General features: G+C 54.8%; 23 protein-coding genes. All 23 read left to right on the forward strand.

All coding sequences use genetic code 11. The annotated features are described in order from the left end of the window. Positions 1–36 precede the first annotated feature (36 nt). Positions 37–462, forward strand: coding sequence for a Rap1a/Tai family immunity protein (locus tag IAE50_RS09520; protein ID WP_370568963.1), 426 nt, complete (start codon positions 37–39; stop codon positions 460–462). After that, complete coding sequence (locus tag IAE50_RS09525) at positions 459–953, forward strand: T6SS effector amidase Tae4 family protein (RefSeq protein WP_200133765.1); 495 nt, start codon at positions 459–461, stop codon at positions 951–953. The genes IAE50_RS09520 and IAE50_RS09525 overlap by 4 nt, the downstream gene beginning before the upstream one ends. Before the next feature lie 202 nt (positions 954–1,155). Next, a complete protein-coding gene (locus IAE50_RS09530; RefSeq protein ID WP_023480099.1) occupies positions 1,156–1,638 on the forward strand; it encodes a type VI secretion system tube protein Hcp in 483 nt (160 codons plus the stop codon). A 162-nt stretch (positions 1,639–1,800) separates the two neighbouring features. Further along, the gene (locus IAE50_RS09535; protein WP_232045424.1) at positions 1,801–2,673 is read left to right on the forward strand and encodes a peptidoglycan-binding protein; all 873 of its coding nucleotides are present in this window, start codon (positions 1,801–1,803) and stop codon (positions 2,671–2,673) included. Positions 2,674–2,676: 3 nt separating this feature from the next. After that, positions 2,677–3,471, forward strand: coding sequence for a lysozyme inhibitor LprI family protein (locus tag IAE50_RS09540; protein WP_200580118.1), 795 nt, complete (start codon positions 2,677–2,679; stop codon positions 3,469–3,471). A 140-nt stretch (positions 3,472–3,611) separates the two neighbouring features. After that, on the forward strand, positions 3,612–5,432 hold the full coding sequence (gene tagH, locus IAE50_RS09545) for a type VI secretion system-associated FHA domain protein TagH (RefSeq protein WP_200580119.1): 1,821 nt from the start codon (positions 3,612–3,614) through the stop codon (positions 5,430–5,432). Further along, the gene (locus IAE50_RS09550) at positions 5,429–6,223 is read left to right on the forward strand and encodes a PP2C family serine/threonine-protein phosphatase (RefSeq protein ID WP_023480106.1); all 795 of its coding nucleotides are present in this window, start codon (positions 5,429–5,431) and stop codon (positions 6,221–6,223) included. The genes tagH and IAE50_RS09550 overlap by 4 nt, the downstream gene beginning before the upstream one ends. 20 nt (positions 6,224–6,243) lie before the next feature. Further along, positions 6,244–7,221: a hypothetical protein gene (locus IAE50_RS09555; RefSeq protein WP_200133768.1), complete on the forward strand. Its 978-nt coding sequence runs from the start codon at positions 6,244–6,246 to the stop codon at positions 7,219–7,221. Positions 7,222–7,230: 9 nt separating this feature from the next. After that, on the forward strand, positions 7,231–8,043 hold the full coding sequence (locus IAE50_RS09560) for a type VI secretion system accessory protein TagJ (protein WP_094419668.1): 813 nt from the start codon (positions 7,231–7,233) through the stop codon (positions 8,041–8,043). Continuing rightward, positions 8,036–8,605 carry a type VI secretion system baseplate subunit TssE gene (gene tssE / locus IAE50_RS09565; RefSeq protein ID WP_054803660.1) on the forward strand — a complete coding sequence of 190 codons (570 nt, stop codon included), beginning with the start codon at positions 8,036–8,038 and terminating at the stop codon, positions 8,603–8,605. Before IAE50_RS09560 ends, tssE begins: the two co-directional genes overlap by 8 nt. 3 nt (positions 8,606–8,608) lie before the next feature. Next, positions 8,609–10,480, forward strand: coding sequence for a type VI secretion system baseplate subunit TssF (gene tssF / locus IAE50_RS09570; RefSeq protein ID WP_200580120.1), 1,872 nt, complete (start codon positions 8,609–8,611; stop codon positions 10,478–10,480). Further along, positions 10,477–11,520, forward strand: a complete 1,044-nt coding sequence (tssG, locus tag IAE50_RS09575) for a type VI secretion system baseplate subunit TssG (RefSeq protein WP_094419670.1) — start codon at positions 10,477–10,479, stop codon at positions 11,518–11,520. Before tssF ends, tssG begins: the two co-directional genes overlap by 4 nt. A 175-nt stretch (positions 11,521–11,695) precedes the next feature. Then, entirely contained in the window at positions 11,696–14,314 is a 2,619-nt protein-coding gene (gene tssH, locus IAE50_RS09580; RefSeq protein WP_200580121.1) for a type VI secretion system ATPase TssH, read from the forward strand. A 26-nt stretch (positions 14,315–14,340) separates the two neighbouring features. Further along, positions 14,341–15,795: a serine/threonine protein kinase gene (locus IAE50_RS09585; RefSeq protein WP_200580122.1), complete on the forward strand. Its 1,455-nt coding sequence runs from the start codon at positions 14,341–14,343 to the stop codon at positions 15,793–15,795. Between the two features lie 142 nt (positions 15,796–15,937). Continuing rightward, positions 15,938–16,318 (forward strand): DcrB-related protein, encoded by a 381-nt coding sequence (locus IAE50_RS09590; protein ID WP_023480152.1) that lies wholly within the window; start codon positions 15,938–15,940, stop codon positions 16,316–16,318. A 56-nt stretch (positions 16,319–16,374) separates the two neighbouring features. Continuing rightward, positions 16,375–18,780 carry a type VI secretion system Vgr family protein gene (locus IAE50_RS09595; RefSeq protein WP_200580123.1) on the forward strand — a complete coding sequence of 802 codons (2,406 nt, stop codon included), beginning with the start codon at positions 16,375–16,377 and terminating at the stop codon, positions 18,778–18,780. Positions 18,781–18,789: 9 nt separating this feature from the next. Beyond that, positions 18,790–19,137: a DUF3592 domain-containing protein gene (locus tag IAE50_RS09600; protein ID WP_200580124.1), complete on the forward strand. Its 348-nt coding sequence runs from the start codon at positions 18,790–18,792 to the stop codon at positions 19,135–19,137. Positions 19,138–19,435: 298 nt separating this feature from the next. Beyond that, positions 19,436–19,801, forward strand: coding sequence for a hypothetical protein (locus IAE50_RS09605; protein ID WP_200580125.1), 366 nt, complete (start codon positions 19,436–19,438; stop codon positions 19,799–19,801). 154 nt (positions 19,802–19,955) lie between these two features. Beyond that, positions 19,956–20,213: a DUF3592 domain-containing protein gene (locus IAE50_RS09610; protein WP_232045427.1), complete on the forward strand. Its 258-nt coding sequence runs from the start codon at positions 19,956–19,958 to the stop codon at positions 20,211–20,213. A gap of 255 nt (positions 20,214–20,468) precedes the next feature. After that, complete coding sequence (locus IAE50_RS09615; protein ID WP_232045428.1) at positions 20,469–20,741, forward strand: hypothetical protein; 273 nt, start codon at positions 20,469–20,471, stop codon at positions 20,739–20,741. 50 nt (positions 20,742–20,791) lie between these two features. Next, positions 20,792–23,332 (forward strand): DUF2169 domain-containing protein, encoded by a 2,541-nt coding sequence (locus IAE50_RS09620; protein ID WP_200580127.1) that lies wholly within the window; start codon positions 20,792–20,794, stop codon positions 23,330–23,332. After that, positions 23,329–24,414 carry a pentapeptide repeat-containing protein gene (locus tag IAE50_RS09625; RefSeq protein ID WP_200580128.1) on the forward strand — a complete coding sequence of 362 codons (1,086 nt, stop codon included), beginning with the start codon at positions 23,329–23,331 and terminating at the stop codon, positions 24,412–24,414. The genes IAE50_RS09620 and IAE50_RS09625 overlap by 4 nt, the downstream gene beginning before the upstream one ends. Further along, positions 24,411–25,019 carry a DUF3540 domain-containing protein gene (locus IAE50_RS09630; RefSeq protein ID WP_200580129.1) on the forward strand — a complete coding sequence of 203 codons (609 nt, stop codon included), beginning with the start codon at positions 24,411–24,413 and terminating at the stop codon, positions 25,017–25,019. Before IAE50_RS09625 ends, IAE50_RS09630 begins: the two co-directional genes overlap by 4 nt. The last annotated feature ends 9 nt before the right edge of the window (positions 25,020–25,028 follow it).

Below are 25,028 nucleotides of genomic sequence, written 5' to 3' on the forward strand. Positions count from 1 at the left end.
CTAATACTTTTCGTAACAGAGGGATTTGTGATGAAAATGAGAGCACTACTTGTCACTATTTTAATAACAGTGCCTGTGATGGTTTTAGCGGAAACTAAAACGTATGAATATCCCAGGGCTGAATCTTTACCAGAAGATGACACTTCTGTATTCCCACGCGATCCTGCACTTTTAACCGGGCATGATGTTAAGCTCACCGCCGAGCGTTTTTTCAACGCCTGGAATAATAAAAAAAACGAACGTGAGCGCATTAAAGCTGATATGTATTTTTTAGGCGTGCTGGATGCAACCGAAGGTAAAATATGGTGTAACTACAAAAAAATCCTTCCCAGCTCCGCGCATGAATATATTTATTCAAGCTTATCAAGAATGAAATCAGCGGAAAGAGAACGACCTGCAGCTGAGTATATTGTTAAATCGATGGCCGATATTCTTCCTTGTAATGAGAGGAGTAAAAAATGAGGCCATTATATGAACAATTGAAAAAGCAGCATTACTCTTCAAATGATGTGCGAGCAGGTTTCGTAGACTCTGATGACCTTTTTTCAGAGATAGGCTATGATTTTAAGGCCTTACTACGGCAAGGTCGCCAGTACGAAAACACTTGCGCAGTAAGAATGAGCCTGGCGCTGCTGAAATGTAACATTGAATTTTCAGGGCGGTTTACTATCAGAAAAGGCCCGTTAAAAGGTAAAAAATTTGAAATGGGGGCCAAGCTTCTGGCCGACCAACTCAATAAACCCCATATTTTTGGTAGTGCGGAAATTTACACTGACAAAGTCGAGGGTGGTCGGGCCCTTTTAAAACGTCGTGGTGTCGTTTTTTTTAATAGAATTGATGGTTATGGCGGTGGGCATATTGATATGCTTGAGCCCCTGACAAGTAATTCTTTTATTTGTAACTCAAACTGCTTTCCGCATTGCAAGGAAATCTGGTTCTGGGAATTAAACTGATTCACAGTAATCAAATTATCACTTTAAAAGATTAAATTTCTCTATGTGAGAGAAAACGAATTTCTGAAGAAACACCCGTTTTTTCGGAATGTAAAGAGGCAGAGGTAAAATATGGACGGTTTTATTCAGCCCCATGCTTACCCATTTGCCATATAAGCGCTTTTTCGAAAGCAATATTTATCATTAACGAAGAGTAAATATTATGGCTATTGATATGTTTCTGAAGGTCGATGGAGTTACGGGCGAGTCCAAAGACTCTAACCACACCGGCTGGACTGATATCACATCTTTCTCCTGGGGTGCTTCACAGCCAGGGAACATGAGTGTTGGCGGTGGCGGCGGTGCCGGTAAAGTCAATTTCAACGACCTGCATGTAAATGCACTCATTGACAAATCCACTACCGCTATCCTGAAGCACTGCTCCAGCGGCAAGCATCTGACCAAAGTTGAACTCTCTGTCTGCAAAGCAGGTGGTCAGCAGGTTGAATATGCTCGCATCACTCTGGAAGACGTGCTGGTGACCTCCGTTCAGTACACCGGTGCTGACAACGGCGACACCGTAGGTGTGACCTATGCATTCCAGGCTGCGAAAGTGAAACAGCAGTACTGGGAGCAGTCCTCTTCCGGCGGTAAAGGTGCTGAAACCAGCGCTGGCTGGAACATCAAAGAAAACAAAGAAGCGTAATTGCTTCGGTGAGCCCGCAAGGGCTCACCCTGTTTTCGTGCTGATAAACACCACACATTTCCTCTTTAGTTTTGACTTCCTCTTATCAAATAGCGTGTTTCCTGCAACAGAGAGCTATTGCTACTCAAACGCAGCAGCTTTGCTGAAAGCTGTGTCGTTTGAATGCGTATAAATATTAAAGAATATTTTGAGGATGAACGAATGAGTGTTCTGCGCAAGGGTGATCGTGGTACGAATGTCAAAGAGTTACAACAACTGCTGAGTAAAGCAGGGTTTAACGTCGGTGATGATGGTATTTTCGGCTTGAAAACGGAAATGGCTGTCAAACAGTTCCAGGCTAAACAGAATCTCCATGTGGACGGTATTGTCGGGCGTCGTACGCTCGCTGCATTGGGTAAACCCGTGACAACCCGCGCGCCGCAGCCGCCGATTTCCGGCAGCGCAGGGCGTCAGGCGGTTGGCGCAATGGATATTTCCGCCAGCGGTATGAGCTTCATTTTTCATCGTGAAGCCTGGGCGAACAAAAGCTGTTATCTGCACTGGCCAGGCGGCGCAAGCGGCGTTACGCTTGGGCCGGGCTACGATATGAAAGAGCGGTCTGAGCAGTCCATCAAAGCTAAAATGATGGAAATTGGTATCGATGCCATTACGGCAGAGAAGATCAGTAAAGCTGCCGGGCTGAAGGACGACAAAGCGAGCCAGTTTGCTAAAGATAACGCCAAACTGGTGCGCCTGACGGATGAGCAGGAGACAAACTTACTGCGTGCAACGGTCCCCCCGTACGTCAACAGTGTCAGAAATGGTATTTTTGTGCCTCTCAAACAGTATGAGTTTGATGCACTGGTCTCCTTCGCTTATAACCCGGGAGGACGACTGAGAAATGTGTTTGGCTTTATCAACCGCGGTCAGATTTCTGACGCGATGACGGAAATTAAACGCGCCGTTACCAGTAATCATAAAGTGGTGAAAGGCTTGATTAATCGTCGCAACTTTGAAGTGAACTTGTACTTAAACGGCGACTATGGGAATAACTGACCGATGAAGACGCATAAAATTGTGATGCTGGCGGCGGCAATCTCCGCCGCGACCCTGTTGCCGTCACTGGCGCTGGCGGGGAATTCGCCGGTTACGGGCGAGTGGCAGGTTAAGCAAGCTTTTATCAATACGGAATCAGAACGTACCCTGAACTATCAGTTCAATGACGATCGCCTGGTGGGACGCTTTCTGAGCGTGACCGATAAGGGGATCTCCACATCGCTGCCGGGTGGGTCAAACTGCCAGTCACCGACGATAAAAGAGAACGGTTCCACGCTTAACGCCTGGGTTGCGGCAACGCAATCTATTCCGGAGAAAGATGCCGCTAAAACCTATGAGCTGGGCTTAGACGGTAAAGCGAAAGCGCAGGTTGAGAACATTACCTGTGCATCAGGAAACTTTTCTAACGGCGATCCGGGCGCTGATGCCAGTTTCGCAGTGGTTAACAAAAGCGTACTGCTCAACTGGACGGATGGCACCATCCTGTTACTCGCGCCTGTAGATAAAAACAGCAAGCCGAAAGCGTCGTTTGACTGTGCTAAAGCGGCTTCTGCACCTGAGAAAGCGATCTGTAGCGATCGCGAGCTGGCGTCACTGGATAACAGCGTCGCGCGCTCCTACCGATCTTTCCGTCAGGAAGCGGTCAAGGTGGGCAATAAGGACCTCGACAAGCAGTTGCAGTCACAGCAGAAAGCGTGGTTAAGCCAGCGCAACAGCTGTAATTCAGACACGGAGTGTCTGAAAAAATCGATGAACGATCGTCTGGAAACCCTGGCACATAGCCTGGATGGCGTCTGAGTCGTTTCACAATAGCGGGGAGGGCGCACTGCCTTCCCCGCAGTGGGCTGAGTAACGCTTTCAGATGCCCGTATTCAAACGCAGCCGCTTTACCCAAAACGGCGCCGTTTGAGTGCACATAACTCCAGCAGGAATACGCGATGCGATTCACTATTATCACCAATAAACCCGGTCATCAGCCGCCGCAAAGCCGCTGCGACTTTTATCCTCCGGGCGGCACCATTGGCCGCGGCACCGACAATAATCTGGTGCTGCCGGATAACGACCGCTCTATTTCCCGTCTGCAGGCCATTGTTCATATCTCCGGCACGGGTGAATGCCGTGTCACCAACCGCGGCAATGTGACGCGCGTTGTGCTCAACGACATCCCGCTTGAGCGCGGCCGTCAGGTCGAGCTTCAGGATGGGGACATTCTTGGTATCGATGAATACCGCATCGAAGTGAGCGATCTTATTCAGGACACGCAGCCGGTAAGCCGCATGGCCGAGGAGATGTATCCGAAGCCAACGCCTGCACCGACAGCGAAGCCTGCACCTGCGCCGACCGCTGCACCGAAAAACGCAGCAGAGGGCGCGCCAGCCTCCGTGCCGACGGAGATTTGGGACAGCCTGATGCAGGAGTTCTCAATCTCCGACAGCATCTCCAGCAGCCGTGCCAAACCCGCCGAGCCGCAAAACTTCAATCCTTTTGCTGAACCAAAAGAGCCGGAGCGCAACCCGGAAGACCCGCTCTCATTATTGGGCAACCACGAACCGCTGGTCGCGCCAAAATCGCTCGATTCAGACAATCTGTTTAATGACGAACAGCTGTTTAAAAACGACAGCATCTTCAATGACGCCACGCCATCGACCTTAGTCCCGCCGGTTGAACCAGTACAGGCACCGAAAGAGAGTGCGCCTGAGAGCGACGAACTCGATCCGCTGGCGCTGTTTGGCGGCAGCGGCAGTGCTCCGCAGGCACGCAGCGACGACCCGCTTGGGCTGCTGAGTGGTGCTGTACCGCTGGCGCATGCTGATGAGATTGCCCCGGCGAAACCGCAGGAGCCCTCTTCGCCGATCATTACCGATCTGCAGGCCAGCGAGCCGCCGGTAGAGCCGCAACCGATTATTACCGATCTGCACGCAGAGGATTTAAGCGGCACGCCGCTCTTCGCCGAAGAGGAGCCGATGCCGCTGCAGGAAGGCGTGCAGGAGCCGCAGGATTATGCCGGCATCACTCTGCCGACACCGCAGGCGGTACAGCGCAGCGCGGCGCAGACGCCGAAAGGGCGCCTGCGTATCGATCCGGTGCAGAGCCCCGGCGCGAAATCAGCACCTGCCAGCACCTCCGGCGACAGCGGCGATGTGCTACAGGGTGAACTGCTCGAAGCTTTGCTCGAAGGGATGGGGCTTGGCGATATGCAGCCCGTTCCGCAGTTTGATAAAGAGAACATGCGCCAGTTTGGCCAGATGTTAAGTATGTTCTCGCAGGGCACCGTGGCGCTGCTCTCCTCGCGTTCGATCTTAAAGCGCGGCGTGAAAGCAGATATGACGATGGTGCTGGACGATGCAAACAATCCGTTCAAACTGTTGCCGTCGGGTAAAACCGTACTGATGCAGATGTTCGGTAACCGCATGCCGGGCTTTATGCCGCCGAAAAAATCGGTACGCGATGCGCTGATCGACTTGCAGGCACACCAGTTGGGGATGATCTCCGGTATCCGCGCGATTATCGCGGCGATGCTGCAATCCTTTAATCCTGAGCAGCTGGAAGAGGATGCAAAACGTGACGGCGCGACCTCACGTCTTGGCGTGCTCTCCAACCGCAAGGCCGCGATGTGGGACTACTTTGTGCGCACCTATGCGCAAACCGCCGGTGAGATTGACGATGACTTCCATACCCTGTTCGGTGAAGCGTTCCTCCACGCTTACGACATGGAGGTTAACCAGTACAAAGACTCACAAAGCGGATCGGAAGAATGAATATCAGCACCGCCTCAATATCACGACAAGGTGAGCGTGCCAGTAATCAGGATCAGACCGGAGAAACTATCGGCGAGCGTGCCGCCTGTTTTGTCGTCTGCGATGGCATCGCTGGTTTGCCCGGCGGTGACAAGGCGGCCGAACTGGCGCGCAATGCCATCATCACCGAGTTTGACGGCGATGAGCACCTCAATGCCCAGTACATTCGCAACTACATCAACGGCGCGAACCGTGCAATCCGTAAAGAGCAGCAAGCGGTAAGGGATTACAACCGCATGGGCACCACCATGGTCAGCCTGTTTATCGATCGCGATTACGAGCTGGCTTACTGGGCCCACGCCGGTGATAGCCGTCTCTATCTCTTTCGCCGCGGCTGGCTCTATCATGTGACCACCGATCACAGCCTGGTCCAGCAGATGAAAGACGCCGGACATCAGGTTGAAGGCATTAACGGCAACCTGCTCTATTTCGCGCTCGGCCTCGGCGAAGATGAGCGCGAGCCGAGCTACAGTGATGTGGTGCCGATTGAAGATGGTGACGCTTTCTTATTGTGTACGGATGGTTTCTGGCACGGCGTCACCGAAGAGCAGATGCAGCAATCGCTGCATATGGTTAATACGCCCGACGAGTGGCTGACATTAATGAATCAAATCCTGCTGAAAAACGGTGCCGGGTCACAAACCCAGCAGGATAACTACAGCGCCGTGGCGGTGTGGATGGGTACGCCTCAGGAGACCACGCTTTTGCATACGATCTCTGAAGCCGCTCAGTTTTTCCCTCTTCGTGATTGATACAGCTTACAAGGACTTTTATGAAACTTTGGCTACCGGGTTTGGCCCTGCTTGCGGCATGTGGCAGCGCGCAGGCAGAAAACTACCGCATCGTGCAATCGCCTTCGCAAAAACTGGATGTCTGGATCGACAATGTTGAGGATAACACTCCAAAAAGCTGGTGCGGCAAGACGCTGCCGCTGCGCATTGTCACCGGCGGCGAGAAAAAGCCTTCCGTTCTGAACAACTTCTTACCCCGTCTTGGCGCGCTGCTGGAAAACCAGTGCGGTGCCCTGACGCAGGTGCACTGGAAACTGACCGACGCGCAGGGTACGACGCTGGCTGAAGGTACCGCAGATAAAGCCAAAGAGTGGCAGCCGGTCGTCACCTCAAACGGCGCAGCGCCAGCGCAAACCACGACGCTGCAACAGCCGGTTGGCCGCCCTGAAGACCTTTCCCCACCCGCTAACCGTGCGCCGTGGCAGGAGTTCACCCTGCAGGATGGTTGCCATTTACGCACCTTCTGGCAGGGCGATGCCAGCGCGGCAGCACTCTTCATTCCCGCTAAAGAGGATGGGAAATGCGAGAAGGGCGGCTGGCTGAATGGTCGCAGCGATGTTACGCAGGTCAGCAACGGCGCTGAAAAGAAAATCACCATGACCTTCGTTCACGGTTTCCCGGTGAGCGGCCTGAGCGACAAAGTGGACGCCGACCGTCTGCTGATCACCACCGTCAATAACGAACGTATGGTGGTGAGCGAAGGCAGTCTGGCGCAGAGCTGGATGATCCTGCCTTACGTCAACAGCCTCAACGGCTGGCAGGCCAACGGCACCGTCGCCGTCGAGATTTCGCGCGAAGTGGCCAGCGATGCCACACGCTTAAAAGCGCGGCTTGATGAAGTGCGCAAAGTCTGGACCCCATGGTTTGAACCGGGCACTCGCCTCAATATTCTGCTGATTGACTCCCTGCATCCGCAGTTGCGCGATCCCGCAGTCGGGACCTACAAAACCGTCAACTAAGGAGCAGCCATGAATACCCTATTTCAACAACTGGCGGGTGAATCCCTGCAGGATAGCCTTGCACAGCTTGAGAGCCGTATTCGCACTCAGCCGGGCGACGCCGATTTACGCGCCGCGTTCGCACAGCTGCTCTGCCTGGACGGCAACTGGACACGCGCGCAGGCGCAGTTAAAAAGCTGGCAGGGGCTTAAGCCGCAGGCGCAGCCGACCGTCACCCTGCTGGAGCAGGCGATCGAAGGCGAGCGTCAGCGTGCCGACGTGATGGCCGGGCGCGCGCGTCCGGTTGCACCGGTCGAGCAGTATCCATGGCTGGCAGAGGTGATTAGCGCACTGGATCCGCAGGGCAGTGATGCCGACGCGCTGCGTGACGCGGCGCTGGAGAAGGCCGACGCCAATCCCGGTCAGCTCGCCACACAGGATGGGCAGACGGTAGCGTTCGACTGGCTGATGGATGGCGACAGCCGCTTTGGGCCGGTATGCGAAGCGATTGTGAATGGTCGCTACTTCTGGCTGCCGTTTAGCGCTATCTCCGCGATGCAGTTTCAGCCGCCCGCCAGCGTCACCGATTTAGTCTGGCGTCACACGCTGGTGCGCCTGCGCGATGGCAGCGAACAGGTGTGCCAGATCCCGGCGCGCTATCCGCTGGAGGCTAACGCAGAAGATCGCTTCAAACTCTGTCGCGTCACCGAATGGCAGCAGCTGTCGGGCGAGTCGGCGCATTACCTCGGGATGGGGCAAAAAGTGTGGCTCAATGACGGTGCCGAATATTCGCTGCTCGATCTCGCCACAGTGACCTTCGCTGCGGACGCGACGAATGAGTAACTCCGCACAACATGACGAGGGCGATCTGCTGCGCAGCGGCTGGCGCTCGCGTCGCGGCAAAGATACTGTCGGCGCGCGCGATAAAATGCAGCCCTCGCTGCTCGATCGCCTGACCGATGACGCACCGGACAAAGCGCAGGAGCCAGCGAATAACAATCTGATCACCCACTCGGCGCTGCGCCGCAATGTGCTGCGCGATCTGCAGTGGCTGTTTAATACCATCAATAACGAAGCGCAGCAGGATCTCTCCGGCTTTGATGAAGTTCGCCGCTCGGTGGTCAACTTCGGTATTTCGCCGCTGGCGGGCCAGCGGATGTCCGATATTGAATGGAATGATATTCAACGCAAGCTCACCGATGCGATCCTGCACTTTGAGCCGCGCATCCTGCCGCAGGGCCTGCAGGTGCGCTGTATCTCCGATACCAAATCGCTGGATCTGCACAATATTTTGTCGATTGAGATCAAAGGTCGTTTGTGGTGTGTGCCCTATCCGCTGGAGTTCCTTTTTCGCACCGATGTGGATCTTGAAAACGGGCATTTCGAGTTGAAAGACGCGGGGTAATTCATGGAAAGCAAATTACTGGAGTACTACAACCGCGAACTCGCCTGGCTGCGTGAGATGGGCCAGGAGTTTGCCGGGCGCTACCCAAAAGTGGCCGGACGTCTGGGCATGCGTGGGATGGATGTATCCGACCCCTATGTCGAGCGCCTGATGGAGGGCTTTGCCTTTCTCACCTCCCGCGTACAGTTAAAAATGGACGCCGAGTTTCCGCGCTTCTCCCAGCGTCTGCTGGAGATGGTCGCGCCGAACTACCTGGCGCCGACGCCCTCAATGGCAATTGCAGAACTGCAGCCGGACAGCGCCAAAGGCGATCTGAGCAACGGGTTTGTGGTGCCGCGCGGCACCATGATGGACAGCCAGCTGATGAAGAAGAATGGCGTCACCTGTAGCTACACCACCGCCCACGACGTCACGCTGCTGCCGCTGAAAATTAGCCAGGTTGAGCTTGGCGGCGTGCCTGCCGATCTTCCTCTGGCGCAGGTTGGTTTAAGCCAGCGCGGCGCGCAGAGCGCGTTGCGTATTCGCCTGAGCTGCGATGGCCCGGTAAATCTCAGCCATCTCGATTTTGACCGTCTGGAACTCTTCCTGAGCGGGCCTGACATGCAGGCGCTGCAACTGCTTGAACTGCTGATGGAGCATCAGGTAGGCATGGTCTGCCAGGCAAACGCGCCGCAGGCTGCACTCCATGTGCTGGCGGATGACGCGCTGCGCCAGGAGGGCTTTGAGGCTAACCAGTCTCTGCTGCCTGACGACCTGCGCAATTTCGACGGTTACCGCCTGCTACAGGAGTATTTTGCTTTCCCGTCGCGTTTTCTCTTTATCAGTCTGCAGGGGCTGCGCACCATGCTGGAAAGCAGCGGCGAAGCCAAATCCTTCGATATCATTATTCTGCTTGATAAAGCGGACGGTCAGCTGGAGCGGGTGGTGGATAAGAGCCATCTGGCGCTGCACTGTACGCCGGTCATCAACCTGTTTCCAAAGATCGCCGAGCGGCAGAAGCTGAGCGAAAGCCTGCACGAATACCATCTGGTGGTCGATAACATCCGTCCGCTGGATTATGAGATTTACTCTGTTGGCAAAATCCACGCCAGCGTCGACGGCCAGCGCGATGAGCAGACCTTCCGCCCGTTCTGGAGCAGCTGGAGCCAGGATGAGGGCAATTACGGTGCCTACTTCTCAGTGCGCCGCGAGCAGCGCGCGCTCTCTGAGCATGCCCAGCGCTACGGCACCCGCACTGGCTATATCGGCTCTGAAGTCTTCGCGTCGCTGGTGGATGAGCAGCATGCGCCGTGGCGAGAAGATTTACGCTACATCACCGCAGAAGTGCTGTGCACCAGCCGCGATCTGCCGCTGATGCTGCAGCAGGATATGGGGCAGTTTGTGCTGCCCGATTCGCTGCCGGTGAAATCACTCAAGCTGCGCAAAGGGCCGACGCCGCCGCGTCCGGCGCTGGCAGAAGGGCTCAGTACCTGGCGCTTAATCAGCCAACTGCAGATGAACTACCTCAGCCTGATGGATGGCGAAAACGGCGAAGGCGCTGCGGCGCTGCGCCAGCTGCTAGGGCTCTATACCCGGCTGGCGGAAGCGCCGGTGGCACGCCAGATTGAGGGCGTGCGCCACTGCGTGCTGGAGCCAGTACATCGCCGGGTGCCGGAGCCGGGGCCGATTGTCTTTGCCCGTGGCGTTGGCATTACCCTTACCGTTGATGAGCAGGCCTTCTCCGGCTTCAGCCCGTGGCTTTTCGGCAGCGTGCTGGAGCGCGTCTTTGCCCGACTGGTGGGCATGAACAGCTTTACGGAGTTTACCCTCAAGAGCCAGCAGCGCGGCGAAGTGGGTTATTGGCCGCCGCGTATGGGCAAGAGGGCGCTGATATGACCGACACGCCCGCGCTCAAGCCTGCGATCGTCCGCCTGAACAGCTTGCCGGATGCCTTCTGGCAGAACGTGATGGCGACGCCGTGGCGTTACGATCTCTTTACTCTGCTGCGTCGCGTGGATGCGCGCGGCGGTGAGCGCTACCCGCTGGGGCGCGCGCCGTTGCCGCGCTTTGAGTCGCTGCGCGTCGGGCAGACGCCATCGCTCAGCTTCGCGCCGGCAACGCTCGCCGGGGTGAAACAGCGCGAAGCGTCGCCTCTCTATGATGTGTCGATCTACAGCTTTGGTCTTTTTGGCCCTAACGGCCCGCTGCCCATCCACCTGACGGAGTATGCGCGCGAGCGTATCGACCATCATCAGGATGAGAGCATGAGCGCCTTTGCCGATCTGTTCCATCACCGGCTGACGCTGCTCTTTTATCGTGCCTGGGCGGATGCGCAACCGACGGTCTCTCTCGATCGCAAAGACAATAATCGCTTCGAGCACTATATCGCGTCGCTGATCGGTATGGGTCAGCCAGGACAGCTGGAGAAGGGGACGCTCAGCCCCCATTCCCGCTTCGCGCTGGCAGGGCACTTAACCCGTAACGGCCGCGATCCCGAGGGGCTGGCGAAGATCCTGCGCGGCTATTTCAATGTGCCGGTCCACATTGTGGAGAACGTTCCGCAGTGGATGCCGCTCAGCCCGCGCGAACGCGCGCGTCTGCAGGGTGGACGGCACGCGCCGCGTCTGGGGCAATCCACCTTTCTTGGTGAGGCGGTGCGCGATGTGTGCCATAAATTTCGCATTGAGATCGGCCCGCTACCGGCTGAAACCTACCGGCGCTTTCTGCCGGGAGAGAAGTATGTCGCCGCGCTTCGTGACTGGGTGCGCCAGTATCTGGGCATTGAGTATCAGTGGGCGGTGAAAATTATCCTGCGCAGCGAAGATGTTGTCGGCGCCGCGCTGGGCGGCGATAGCCGTCTGGGGTATAGCGCCTGGCTTGGTATGCAACCGAGACCAGAAGCGCGTGGAGATTTGGTATTTAGCCCGGAGGGGTAATCCTTCGATTTTGCATCCCTGTCTGACGTCTGCACATAATCATTCGCGTTGCGTTGCACGGTAAGCCGGCGTATCCCGGACGCTTACACCCGTAAGCACAAAGGAGATGGGGCCGCCATCGACGAGACAGCACGAAGGATGAAGTGCTAATTAATTATGAATAATGGAAGAACCCATGTCAGAAATCAGCCGCGCCGTCTTATTCGGCAAACTCGACACACTCTTATTCACCTCGCTGGAGAGCGCCACCGCGTTTTGTAAACTGCGGGGCAACCCTTATGTAGAGCTGGTTCACTGGCTGCATCAGTTGATGCAGCAGTCGGATGGCGATCTGCAGCAGGTTATCCGCCACTTTTCACTTGATGAGCAGGCGCTAACGCGCGATATCGTCGCGGCGCTGGATAAACTGCCGCGCGGCGCAAGTTCCGTTTCCGACCTGTCAGAGCATATTGATACAGCGGTTGAGCGCGCATGGGTCTACGGTTCGCTGAAATTTGGCGTGACGCGCATTCGCGGCGGTCATCTGTTAGCGGGGATCCTGAAAACCTGGAGCCTCGCCAACGTACTGAAAGGCATCTCCCCGCAGTTCGATCGCGTCAGCGCCGATGCGCTGCTGGATAATTTCGACACCATTTGCGCCAACAGCAAAGAGACGCAGCAGGCAACGGTCGCCCTGAATGATGAAAGCGGCGTTGCTGCACCGGCTCAGCAGGGAACGCTTGCTCAGTATGGTCAGGATCTCACCGCGCGTGCGCGTGATGGCAAGATCGATCCGGTTGTCGGGCGCGACGAAGAGATCCGCCAGATGGTCGATATCCTGATGCGCCGTCGACAGAACAACCCATTGCTGACCGGTGAAGCCGGGGTAGGTAAAACTGCTGTGGTCGAAGGCCTGGCTCTGCGTATCGCCAGTGGCGACGTGCCTGAGCCGCTGGTTGACGTTCAGCTGTGGCTGCTTGATATCGGCATGCTGCAAGCGGGCGCAGGGATGAAAGGGGAGTTCGAAGCGCGTCTGCAGGCGCTGATTAACGAAGTGCAGTCCAGCCCGACGCCGATCATTCTCTTTATCGATGAGATCCACACGCTGATTGGCGCAGGCGGCCAGCAGGGCACTGGCGATGCTGCCAACCTGCTGAAACCGGCGCTGGCGCGTGGACAGCTGCGCACCATCGGTGCCACGACCTGGGCCGAGTATAAAAAATACATTGAGAAGGACCCGGCGCTGACCCGTCGTTTCCAGACCGTACAGGTTGCCGAGCCAGACGAAGAGAAAGCGGTACTGATGCTGCGTAGCACCGTGTCGGCGCTTGAGAAACATCACCGCGTACTGCTGCTGGATGAAGCCGTAGTTGCTGCCGTGAAGCTGTCGCATCGCTACATTCCGGCGCGACAGCTGCCGGACAAAGCGGTTGCTCTGCTCGATACGGCCTGCGCGCGCGTTGCCGTCAGCCAGAGTTCACCGCCGCCGCAACTGGAAGATTGCCTGCACCGCATCGACGCGCTGGACGTGGAGATCGAGATTGCCAATCGTGAAGCCAAAGTCGCCGTTGGCGACAGCGAGCGCGTGGTGAAACTGCAGGCCGATCTGGAGAAACTCGCCGCGCAGCGCGATGAGCTGACGCAGCGCTGGGAGCAGGAGCAGGCGCTGGTGGACAGCATCATCGCCCAGCGTGCGCAGCTGCATACCGCGCCGGAAGAGGCACTGACCGAGTTACGCGGCACCCTTACCGAGCAGCAAAATGCGCTGCGCGCGTTGCAGGGCGACGAGCCGCTGCTCTTTACCTCCGTGGATGCCAACGTGGTTGCCGCCGTGGTCTCTGACTGGACCGGCATTCCGCTGGGCCGGATGGTGAAAGATGAGATCGACGCGGTGCTGAAACTGGCCGATACCTTAAATGAACGCGTTATTGGTCAGCGTCACGGTCTGGAGCTGATTGCCAAACGTGTTCGCACCTCGCGCGCGCGCCTTGACGATCCGAACAAGCCGGTCGGCGTGTTTATGCTCTGCGGCCCGTCTGGTGTCGGTAAAACCGAAACCGCGCTGGCGCTGGCGGAGTCGCTCTACGGCGGCGAGCAGAACATCATCACCATCAATATGAGCGAGTTCCAGGAAGCGCATACTGTTTCTACCCTGAAAGGCGCGCCTCCGGGTTACGTCGGTTATGGTGAAGGCGGCGTGTTAACGGAAGCCGTGCGCCGTCGTCCCTATAGCGTGGTGCTGCTGGATGAGATTGAAAAAGCGCATCCCGATGTGCATGAGATCTTCTTCCAGGTGTTCGATAAAGGGTGGATGGAAGATGGTGAAGGTCGCCATATCGATTTCCGTAACACCATTATCATCCTCACCTCCAACGTGGGTACCGATCTGATTACCGGTATGTGCGCCGACCCGGAGCTGATGCCGGAGCCAGATGCCCTGCGTGATGCGCTGCGCGCGCCATTGCTGCAAGTCTTCCCGCCTGCGCTGCTGGGCCGTCTGCTGGTGGTGCCGTACTATCCGCTAAGCGATGAGATGCTGGCGATGATCGTGCGTCTGCAGCTTAAGCGCATTCAGCGTCGTCTCGAAGAGAACCATGGCATCGTTTCGGAAGTGGATGAGAGCGTGGTTGAACAGATCGTTGCCCGCTGTACGGAAGTGGAATCGGGCGGACGTATGGTTGACTCCATCCTTACCAACACTTTGCTGCCGCTTATGAGCCAGCTATTACTCGACGCCAGCGCGCGAGACGAGCATTATAAGCGTTTACGTGTCACGTTTGAGCAGGGTGAGTTTCACTGTCAGTTTGCGGCGTAACGCCATTATCAAGAGAGTTTTCCAATATGACGGATCACGATAACAACCGGAGTGTACCGAACGCGTTGCCACCGGGATATCGCTTCAATGAGTTTGAAATTAAAGAAGTGATCGGTGGTGGAGGGTTCGGCATCGTCTATCGCGCCTGGGATCACCAGCTTGAGCGAACCATCGCGATAAAAGAGTTTATGCCCTCTTCGCTGGCAGTGCGTAACGACGACATGACGCTGGTGCTGCGCAGCGAGCGCTTCAGTAAAGCGTTTACCGCCGGTTTGAACAGTTTTATCCAGGAAGCCCGTTTACTGGCCCGTTTTAACCACCCGAACCTGCTGCATGTGCTGCGTTTCTGGGTGCAGAACGACACCGCCTACATGGGGACGGTGTTCTACAGCGGCACGACGCTGTCGCGCCTGCGCGAGAAGAATCCGGCGCTGATCAATGAAGCCTGGATCCGCCGCATGCTGCCGATGCTGCTGGGGGCAATCAAGACCATTCACGATGAGGGTTATCTCCATCGTGATATCTCACTGGACAATATCCAGATTCAGGAAAACGGCTTACCGGTGCTGCTTGATTTCGGCTCCGCGCGCCGCAGTATCGGTTCGATTTCTGATGAAACCGAAACCATGCTGCGCCCCGGCTATGCGCCGATCGAGCAATATACCGACGACAACGAGAGCGAGCAGGGGCCGTGGACCGATATCTACGCCCTGGGTGCCGTGCTGCATACCATGATCATCGGCTCACCGCCGCCGGTCAGCGTAGTGCGCAGCATTCAGGACACCTATGTCCCGCTGACCCAGCGCGGGCTGCCGGGGTACTCTCACGCGCTGTTGCAGGCTGTCGATCGCGCGCTGGCGCTGAAGATGGAAGATCGTCCGCAGTCGATAGATGAGTTTGCCGCGCTGATTGAGATGCCGGTCGCCGGGATCGACGATGTGCTGAACGTGAAGCAGCCGGGCACCATGCTGGTACCGGTTGAAGAGACGCCGGAAAAAGTTGAGGTTGCTGGCTGGCAGCGCTACAAACTGCCCGCGCTGGTCGCGGCAGGTGTGATTGTTGGTGTTATCGCCGGCGCGCTGCTGTTCAGCAGCAGCTCGGAGCCTGAAAAGGGCGCAACGGAGACGGTCAATAATTCGCAGCCGCAGCAGAACAGCGCGCCTGTCGAGCCGCCGCGCCAGACCGAGCCAGTTGCACAGCCGACGGCTCAGCCAGCACAGAGCCAGAGCGAAACGCCGAGCGCCGCACCGGTGGCCTCGCAGACACCGATAGCACAACTCTTTGTTCGGATGAACGAGGGCGAGAAGCTGACGCTCAACGGCGAAAGCCAGTCTGTTTCACCGGCCACCAACGGTTTTGCCTCTCTGAAAGTGAAACCGGGCCGTTACGAGCTGGTGCTGGAAGGCAATGGCCAGACTCGTAGCCAGACTGTCGATATTGCTAACCCGGGCACCTGGCTTATCAATCCGCAGCCGCGGTAATCGTTGTTTACCCGGGCACCCTGACCCGGTCACGCGCGGGAGCGTCATCCCGCGCGTATCATTTCACCTTGCTGCAGGGAGCAACGGCTTCTTCTTTTCATCACGACCTTAGTCTCGTCCGACCTATAAAAAAGACAGAACTATGAATTTATTAACACACAGTAATAACGGTGGCAGTGAATTTACGTTTGTTGTCTCTCGCGCCAGCGCCAAAGCCGATGATAAGGTTCATACCGTCGCCGCCAGAAAGATCCGCGAGCTGGAGATGACGCTCACCGATTTTCACCTCGAATCCACCCAAATGTTAGACGTTGATGGCAATCCTGCCGTCGAGTTGTTTTATCAGTTCAGCAATGACAACCGGATCATTTATCAGCGGCAAACCATCATTTTGCTGGCGGATCCTGCAGCGGGTCAGAAAATGGTCAGCTATGTGGGCACCTGCCCGGGTGAATTTAGTGAGTCTTACCAACAGCAATATCAGGAAATTATTCAAAGCCTGAAATTCCATCGCGCTCGCTAACGCTGCACCGCCAGGCTCACCCTTCATTAAAATCAGATGTCACAGAGGACTTCACCATGCAAGACAGGATCACGGTCAAGCTGCCGGTAGACGGCCTGCTTTTCTGGAAACTCACCGGTCGCGAGGCGCTGTCTGAAGCGTTTGCTTTTTCCCTGACGCTGCTGGGCACCGACGCGCGCATCGACCGCAGCCAGCTGCTCGGCCAGCCGGTGACGGTGAATGTGCCGACGCAGGGGATTGCCGGCGGCATGCGCCATTTCAACGGTAAAATCACCCGCGTGGCGGTGAGCGCCACGGAGATGTCCGGGACGCGGTATGCGGTCTACCGGCTGACGGTGGAGCCGGACGTGTGGCCGATGAAGCGCGACCGCAACCTGCGCATCTTCCAGGAGCAGACGGTGCCGCAAATCGTGAAAACCCTGCTTGGCGAATACCAGGTGAACCTTGAGGACCGCCTGACCGGCAGCTACCGGAGCTGGGGCTACTGCGTGCAGTACCAGGAGAGCAGTTTTGACTTCATCAGCCGTCTGATGGAGCTTGAGGGCATTGCCTACCACTTCAGTCACGAAGCCGACCGGCACGTGATGGTGCTGACGGACGCCGCCACGGAACATCAGCCCTTCAGCGGGTACGAAACCATTCCCTACCACGCGACGCCGTCCGGCGGCAGCACCAGCGAGGAGGGCATCAGCCAGTGGGCGCTGGAGGACAGCGTGACGCCGGGTATCTACAGCCTTGATGACTACGACTTCCGCAAACCGAACGCCTGGCTGTTCCAGGCCCGGCAGAACCCGGCCTCGCCACAGCCGGGGAGCATTGACGTTTATGACTGGCCGGGCCGCTTTGTCGAGCACGGTCACGGGGAGTATTACGCCCGCATCCGCCAGGAGCGGTGGCAGGTGGAGCACCAGCAGATTCAGGCCACCGCCACGGCGACGGGTATTGCGCCCGGTCACACCTTTGCGCTCTACAACGCGCCGTTCTTCAGCGATAACGGCGAGTACCTGACCACTGAGGCGAACTACTTCCTGGAAGAAAACCGCTACGCCAGCGGCTCGGACGGCGAGACGGTGCACCGCACCGACTTCACCGTCATTCCCTCGTCAGTGGTGTTCCGCCCGGCACCGGTAACGGCGTGGCCGAAAACACACGGCCCGCAGACGGCAAAAGTGGTCGGCCCGCAGGGCGAGAGTATCTGGACGGACAAATATGGCCGGATAAAGGTGAAATTCCACTGGGACCGGCAGGCGAAAGGGGATGACACCAGCTCCTGCTGGGTGCGCGTGTCGAGCGCCTGGGCAGGCCAGGGCTTCGGCGGGGTGCAGATCCCGCGTGTGGGTGATGAGGTGGTGATTGACTTTATCAACGGCGACCCGGACCGTCCGATTGTGACAGGACGCGTCTACAACGAAGCGAGCATGCCGCCGTGGTCACTGCCCGATGATTCAACGCGCATGGGCTTTATGACGCGCAGTAAGGATGGAAGTAAAGACAACGCCAGCTATTTGTTCTTTGAAGACAGGCTGGGTAGCGAATCTGTCGATCTGCATTCTGAACGCGACATGAACGTTTCAGTCGAAGGTGTACATAATGAAGTTGTTCATCAAGCGACAATTTATGAACATAAAACAACCCGTTCAGTGACTGTCGATGATCACGATACACAGACATACAATAGTGGCCAGACAATATCCGTTACGGCTAAAGGCCGAAAAGAGACCATAGTCGATAATGAAACTAAGTCGGTAACGGGGTATTCGGATAATACATATACTCAGAACCTAGTGATTAAAACAGATGCAAGCGTGAGTACATTAGCTGCAAATAAAATCATGTATGAAGTCCCTGAAGTTGTTTTTGGGCAAGTGGTTGATGCTTCTGGCAATGAGAGTTCTGTTCCTAAAGCGGCTTTCGATGTTAAAAACAAGAAAGGCACTGTTATATCCAGTCCGGACGTTGTTACTACTTCAAGTGACTTTCTTGCATCAGCGTCAGCATCCTCAATTAATCTTGCGACAAAAGTTACGTATAAAAAGGGTGTAGTAACCAAAATCCAAGGAGTGGATAAACTTTCAGTAGAACAAAATCAAATTATATCTATTGATGGCAATGCAGCCCGAACCGTAAAAGGGGATCTTGATGAAGATATTATTGGTAAAGTTACATTCAATGCACAAGGGGAAATCAGCATTTTCTCGCCTAAAGCAATAAGTATAAAAAGCAATGAAAATATTGACCTGGATACTCCTTTCTTTAATAGTAACACTCATGCAACCCAATTTTCCTTTACCGGCTTATCGATTTCATTGAATGGCATTTCAGCAGGATATAATGGTGTTGACTTTGCTGAGAAAGGATTGGATTTAACAAATCAGCAAGTGAAAGTGAGGCTAAAGAATATTTATGATATGAGCATATCCGCTATCAAGGCACAGGTTAACAAATTAACAGTCTTTATGTAAGGTTATGAAATGTCTAATTCAACATTATGGACCATCGCTATCTCAATTGTCGTATTGGGCTGGATGGCTTACGGGATTATTAAAGCAGGCAACGATAATGAAAAGTTTAGGGCTAAAGGTATTAAAACTGAGGCGCAGATAGTAAATAAAAAAAATATTGGGGTGTCAGGTACTGGAAACACGAAATACGAGATGGATCTTGAGTTTGAAACAAATAATGGCAAAGTTACAGCTACTGCAAAACGGTTTTTTACGCCAGAGGAATTGATAAAAATCATGAGAAAAAATACTGTTTTTTTGTATTACATGCCTGAAGATCCACAACAGGTTTATCTTGTTCCTGAGGATATGGAGTAGGCCTCTTTCATTTTTTCTAAGCCTTGCGAGCCTTGTTTCAGATGCAAGACCCGCAGGGCGAAAATATTTGGGGGGACGAATGTAGCCGTATAAAATTGAAATTTCACTGGGTGTAACAAGTAAAAGACACGATATCAACTCTTACTAGATAATAGTGTATGCTGGCAGGCCAGCCTTCGGGGGGCAGCTCCCATGGGCGAAGGATGAGGCGGTGAGTGACTTTATGCGAAATCTATAAAATGTATAATGACTATCAAGCCGCTGCGGACAATAATGCTAAATTGTACGAGTTAGTATTATGCAATATTTCAAATATCTACATTTTATTTTTCCTGCCATTATTGTTGCCATCGCTTTGTCAATAGTTATTCGTAATTATAAAAATGGCCGAAGTGAAAAGGAAATACTTAGTAATCCAGTTTATGTTGAGGCGATTATTACAAAAATAGTCCCTGATACACCTTCGAAGCTTGGCGTTGTTAACATCGAGGTGGATTATGAGTTTAATGCCGAAAATGGTACGACCTACCGAAACAAACATGCACGAACTGTGATCAAAACGATGGACTTATGTAATTATAAAGTCGGTGCAAAGGTTCCAGTTGTTTATTTGAAAATGGATCCTTTCCGTAATATGCTCAATGTGAAGAGTGAAATGTCATGATAATATGGGTTCATACTTTGCAATGTGTTATTTCTCGGCAATTAATTCTGGTAGAGGTTCGTTTTGCTTGATTCACCCTTCATTACTATTATAGCTCTCGTTATTGCAGGCGTCGGTGTGATTGCTTATTGCTATCACACAGGCGCAACCTACGATGAGTTCAAAAAAGTGGGGGGTCAGAGTCAAAGCTAAAATAATAAGCAAAGAAAAGATAGGTGCGTCAGGCACAGGTAATACAAAGTTCCGTATGGTCGTTGAATTTGCAACCAGGGATGGAATAGTTCAGGCAACGGCTAAAAGATATTTTACACCTGAGGAACTCATTAAAGTAATGAGAAACAATACGGTCATTCTTTACTATATGCCTCATGATCCGAAACAGGTTCTACTTATGCCGTGTGAAATGACGTGAGGCCATATCCCTCATTGAGGGCTGACTTTGGCGAGGCTGCTATTATTACACTCTATGTGCTGTATCAGAAAAAAAGAATCTAATAATGATCGGGGTTTTTCATTAAAATTCTTGCTTTTTTTCTAGCTTTATCTGGCAGCAATATGAATAAATCAATCGGGAAAGCTTCTTTTGATATACCTGACATACATTTTTCCAGCACTTTGCGTAATCCTTTTTTTCTTTCTGGGGCTCCGGGATTTCAAAAACGCGAGAATGAAAAAAAGGATTGCCCGCGATCCCGTTTATACCGATGCATTAATCACTAAAGCGGTGCCTGGTACACCGGCCCCCAATGGCATTGTCAACGTGACTCTGGATTATGAGTTTGAAGACGGATCAGGAAATCGATACACAAAGAAGAATACTGTAACTGTCGTTAAAACCATGGAAATGACGCAATACAATGTTGGCGCAACGGTGCCGATCGTTTATTTGCGCAGCGATCCCACACAAAATAAACATACTCTTCCGAGCGTACTGAAATAACCCTTTTTCTCAGACGCCAACACCACTCTTAATCTTCCAAAGGAAGTTATATGAAGATTATCAAACCGCTGCGGCTAAGCGTGTTAAACCGTCCGTTCCGCTTGCAGGGCCAGAACCATCTGGGCGTTGCCGTGATGGCGCTGGCTGATATGAGTGCTGCGCCAAAGCTTCGTCCCGAAGTTGAACTCTGGCAACTGGCGGCCAGCGAGTTGCAAACGAGCGGCGGCGTGCTCGATATGGCGATGCCGAAGGCGCGCGCTGAGTTTCTTGCTACCGGTTACGCGTATACGCAGCACCATCAGGATAAAACAGCCTGTGCGGTTCGCATCGAAGTCGACACGCTGACTAAAACCCTCGCCGTTACCGGCGATCGTTACTGGGCAGGCTCAAGAGCGACCGCACCGAAACCGTTTGAACAGATGCGCCTCGACTGGAGCCGCGCGTTTGGTGGTGAAGGGTATGAAGAGAACCCGCACGGCATCGGCGCTGTGATGGAAAACTACAACGGCACCCAGTTCCGTCGCTTGCCAAATATCGAAGCGCTACAACAGCGCGTAGTTTCGCCGCGCATGAAACCGGAGCCGGCGAGCTTTGGGCCGCTGGATCTGACATGGCCGCGCCGTTTCCGCCGCATGGGCAAAAACTACGATGCCCGCTGGCTGCAGAATGATTTCCCCGGTTTCGCCCCGGATATCGACTGGCGCGTCTTTAATGCCGCCAGCCCCGATCAGTGGTGGGAGGAGCGTGATTCGCTGCCGCCGCAGGCCGCCTGGCGAATCTGGAACATGCATCCGCAAAAGCCGGTGCAGGAAGGCACTTTACCGCCGTGGCAGGCGCGCTGCTTTATTCAGCGCCAGCGCGGGGAGGAGATCCTGTTTGAGGAGATCGCGCTCCGTGCTACCACCGTCTGGTTCTTCCCCCACCTCGAGCAGATGGTGCTGATTTGGCACGGTAACCAGCGGATCAACGAAGATGATGCCGCCGATGTGCTGCACCTGATGCCAGCGCTGGAAAAAACGGGTGCGACACGCTCCGTTAATCACTACCGCAAAGTCCTGACTCAGCGTCTTGATAAAGAGAAGGGGGCACTGTTTGCCTTCCGCGAAAAAGATTTGGTGCCGGAAGAGGCTATCGGCCCGTGGATCGACAATGAGGTTCAGCAAAATCACAGCCCGATGCGCGAGAACCAGAATGCGCGTGCCACACAACTGCGTGAGCAGCACCGGGCGCGGCTGGAGGCGCAGGGCGGCGATGTCAGCGACCTGATGAAAGCATTTGATGAACCTGAATTGCCCAAACTTGATGAACTGCCTGAGTTTATCGAAGAGATGGAGCGTAAAGCGGCGGAAATGCAGCAGCAGGCCGAGGCGCGTAAAGCGGAGATGGAAGCAAAATATCCTGACGCCGCAAATGATGAAAATCGCCCGCGCGGCCCGGAATCGATGCATCGTATGAATGATATGCTCGAGCGCAACGCCTCGCAGATGAGCGAGAAGAAGCTGGCGCAAAGCCGTGAAGCGCTGCATCAGATGTACCTGATGTCCGCTGCGCAACAGCCGCCGGCAATAAAACTGACCGGCGATATCGCGCTCATTATTCGCCAGCGTGCTGAACGCACTATGGCGCAGGGCGGCGACTTTAGCGGGCTCGATTTAACCGGGGCCGACTTCTCCGGCATGGATCTGAGCGGCGCAAACTTTACTCACACCCTGCTGGAGTGCGCGAATTTAAGCGATTGTAAGCTTGATGGCGCGAACTTTACTCAGGCGATGCTGGCGCGCGCCGATTTACAAAATGCCTCATTGCGCGACTGCTGCCTCGACAAGGCCAGTCTGGCGCTGGCGCAGTGTAAAGGCTCCGGCTTTCAGGGCGCGCAGTTCAATGAAACCGAGATGACCGGCGCATTGTTCGACGCGTGTGACTTCAGCCATGCCCGCCTGAATAATCTCTTATTCCGCGAGACAGGCTTCAGTGAGTGTCGCTTTAATTACACCACTATTGATAGCGGCGTCTTTATGGAGCTGACGCTACCGAAGCCGGATTTCAGCCATGCGGTGATGAATAAAACCAGCTTTATTAAATGTGAGCTTCAGCATGCCAGCTTCACCGCGGCTCAACTGGAGAGTTGCTCTTGGGTCGAAAGCCAGCTGGAAGAGGCGAATTTCGCGGGTGCCACGCTTGTGACCTGCGCGGTGGCCTCTGGCGGCACGCTTGCCAGAGCAGATTTCAGCGGTGCACATCTTAAGCAGAGCAACCTGCGTCAGGCGGTGTTAACCGGCGCGCGCTTTACCCGGGCCAGGCTCAATAATAGCGATCTCAGCGAGGCGCAGTGCGAAGCGGCAGATTTTAGCGGTGCAACTCTCACCGGCAGCATGTTTATTCGTACCGACTTTCGTCGCGCACGTCTTAACGAGGCGAATCTGATGGGCGCGATGTTGCAGAAAAGCCGCCTCGAAGGGGCCGATCTCAGCTTCGCCAACCTGTTCCGTGCCGATCTGTCGCAATCTTTTACCAGCGAGACGACGCAGCTCCAGGGCGCTTACACCAAACGGGTTAAAACATTGCCGAAGCGTGACGGGGAGGTGATATGAAGAGATTAACGGCCGCAGAGCTACAGCAGAAAATAAAGGGCGGCGAAGCGATCATGGAACTTAGCCTTGACGACCTCGATCTGCAGGGCTGCGATCTCTCCGGCGCGATTTTTCAGGAGGTGTCATTGCAGGGGGCCAATCTGCAAGGCGCTAATCTCAAAGAGAGCGTTTTTACCGAATGCCAGCTGAGCGGCGCAAACCTTAAAGCAACCCTGCTGGAAGAGACGGTATTTAACCAGTGCGAGATGGCGGGCATCACCGCCAGCGGCGCAACGCTGACCCGCTGCGTCTTTAATGACTGCAATCTGGCAAAGAGTGATTTTTCGCGCATAAGCAGCGATACCAGCCAGTTTATGCGCTGTGCGCTGGAGAAGAGTCTGTTCAGCGGCTCGACCTTCGATCGCTCCACTTTCTATGAGACCCCGCTTGGCGGAGCGAAGCTCGATAACTGCACTAATCTGATGACTACGCTGTTTGGTATCGATCTGCGTGATGTCGATCTGCAGGCGAGCCAGTTTGAGCGCACGGTCTTTTTCAACTGCGATCAGCGCGGCAAGCACTATGCAAAGCATAAATTCACCGGTTGTCAGTTTACCGATAACCAGCTTGATGGCACTGACTTCAACGGCGCACAGCTTACGCAATGTAACTTTAAAGGCGCATCATTGAAGCAGGCACAGCTTCGCGGCGTGAATGCCACCCAGGCACTGTTTATGGAAGCGGACTTAAGCGGAGCGCAGGCGCAGGGGAGCCTGTTCAATCAGGCAATATTTGTTGGCGCGACGCTCAATAAGGCCTCCTTTAAGCAGAGCCGCTTCTTCCAGAGCATCCTGCAGCAGACGACCGCGCAGGAAGCGGAATTCACCCTGTGTGATTTGACCTATGCGGACTTCTCTGCCGCCGATGTCCGGCTGGCGGATTTTCACGGTGCGACTTTTTCGCGCACCCGTTTTCATCGCGCCCGGCAGGACAACGCGCGCTTTGCCGATCGTAAAGGCATCTTTGAATATGACGAAGAGTTACTGGCGGCGGAAGCCTGGAGCGCCGAACGCCATAGCAGAATTTACGGAGACTCATTATGACGAATATTAATCACCAGCTGCTGATGGCGGCGATCCCCAGCGGGCAGTTCTCCGCACAGGTCACTCACTGCTTTGAGGATGGCAGCCTGATGGTTGAAAGCGAAGGCCGCGGCTGGCACTGCCGTCGCGCCGTGAGCTGCGTCATCGCTCCGCAGGCGGGCGATACGGTACTGATTAGCGCCGTTGATAACCAGATGTGGCTGCTCGCGGTGCTGGAGCGCCAGAATCCGGCCTCTGCCGCAGAGCTGAGCGTACAGGGCGATCTGCATATTGCCAGCCAGGGCGCTCTGAGCCTGAGCAGTGAAGCGCTTAATATCAGTGCGGCAAAAGGGGAGTGTCATATCAGCGAGATGAATTACAGCGGCGACAAGATCTCCGCATGGGTATCCCTTTCGCGCATTGTCGGCAAGCGGGCGGAATCGGTCTGGCAGACGGTGACGCAAATCAGCCAGCAGCTGTTTCGCACCACGCGCCAGATGGAGCAGGTGCGTGCCGGGCAGCTGGATATGAAAGCAGAAGATTATCTGCGCATGCATGCGCAGAACACGGTGATCACTTCAAAAGCGATCACCAAAGTCGATTCTGAACAGATCCATATGGGTTAAGGAGAGAGT

It is taken from the genome of Kosakonia sp. S42 (genome assembly GCF_016624785.1).
Classification (GTDB): Bacteria; Pseudomonadota; Gammaproteobacteria; order Enterobacterales; family Enterobacteriaceae; genus Kosakonia; species Kosakonia cowanii.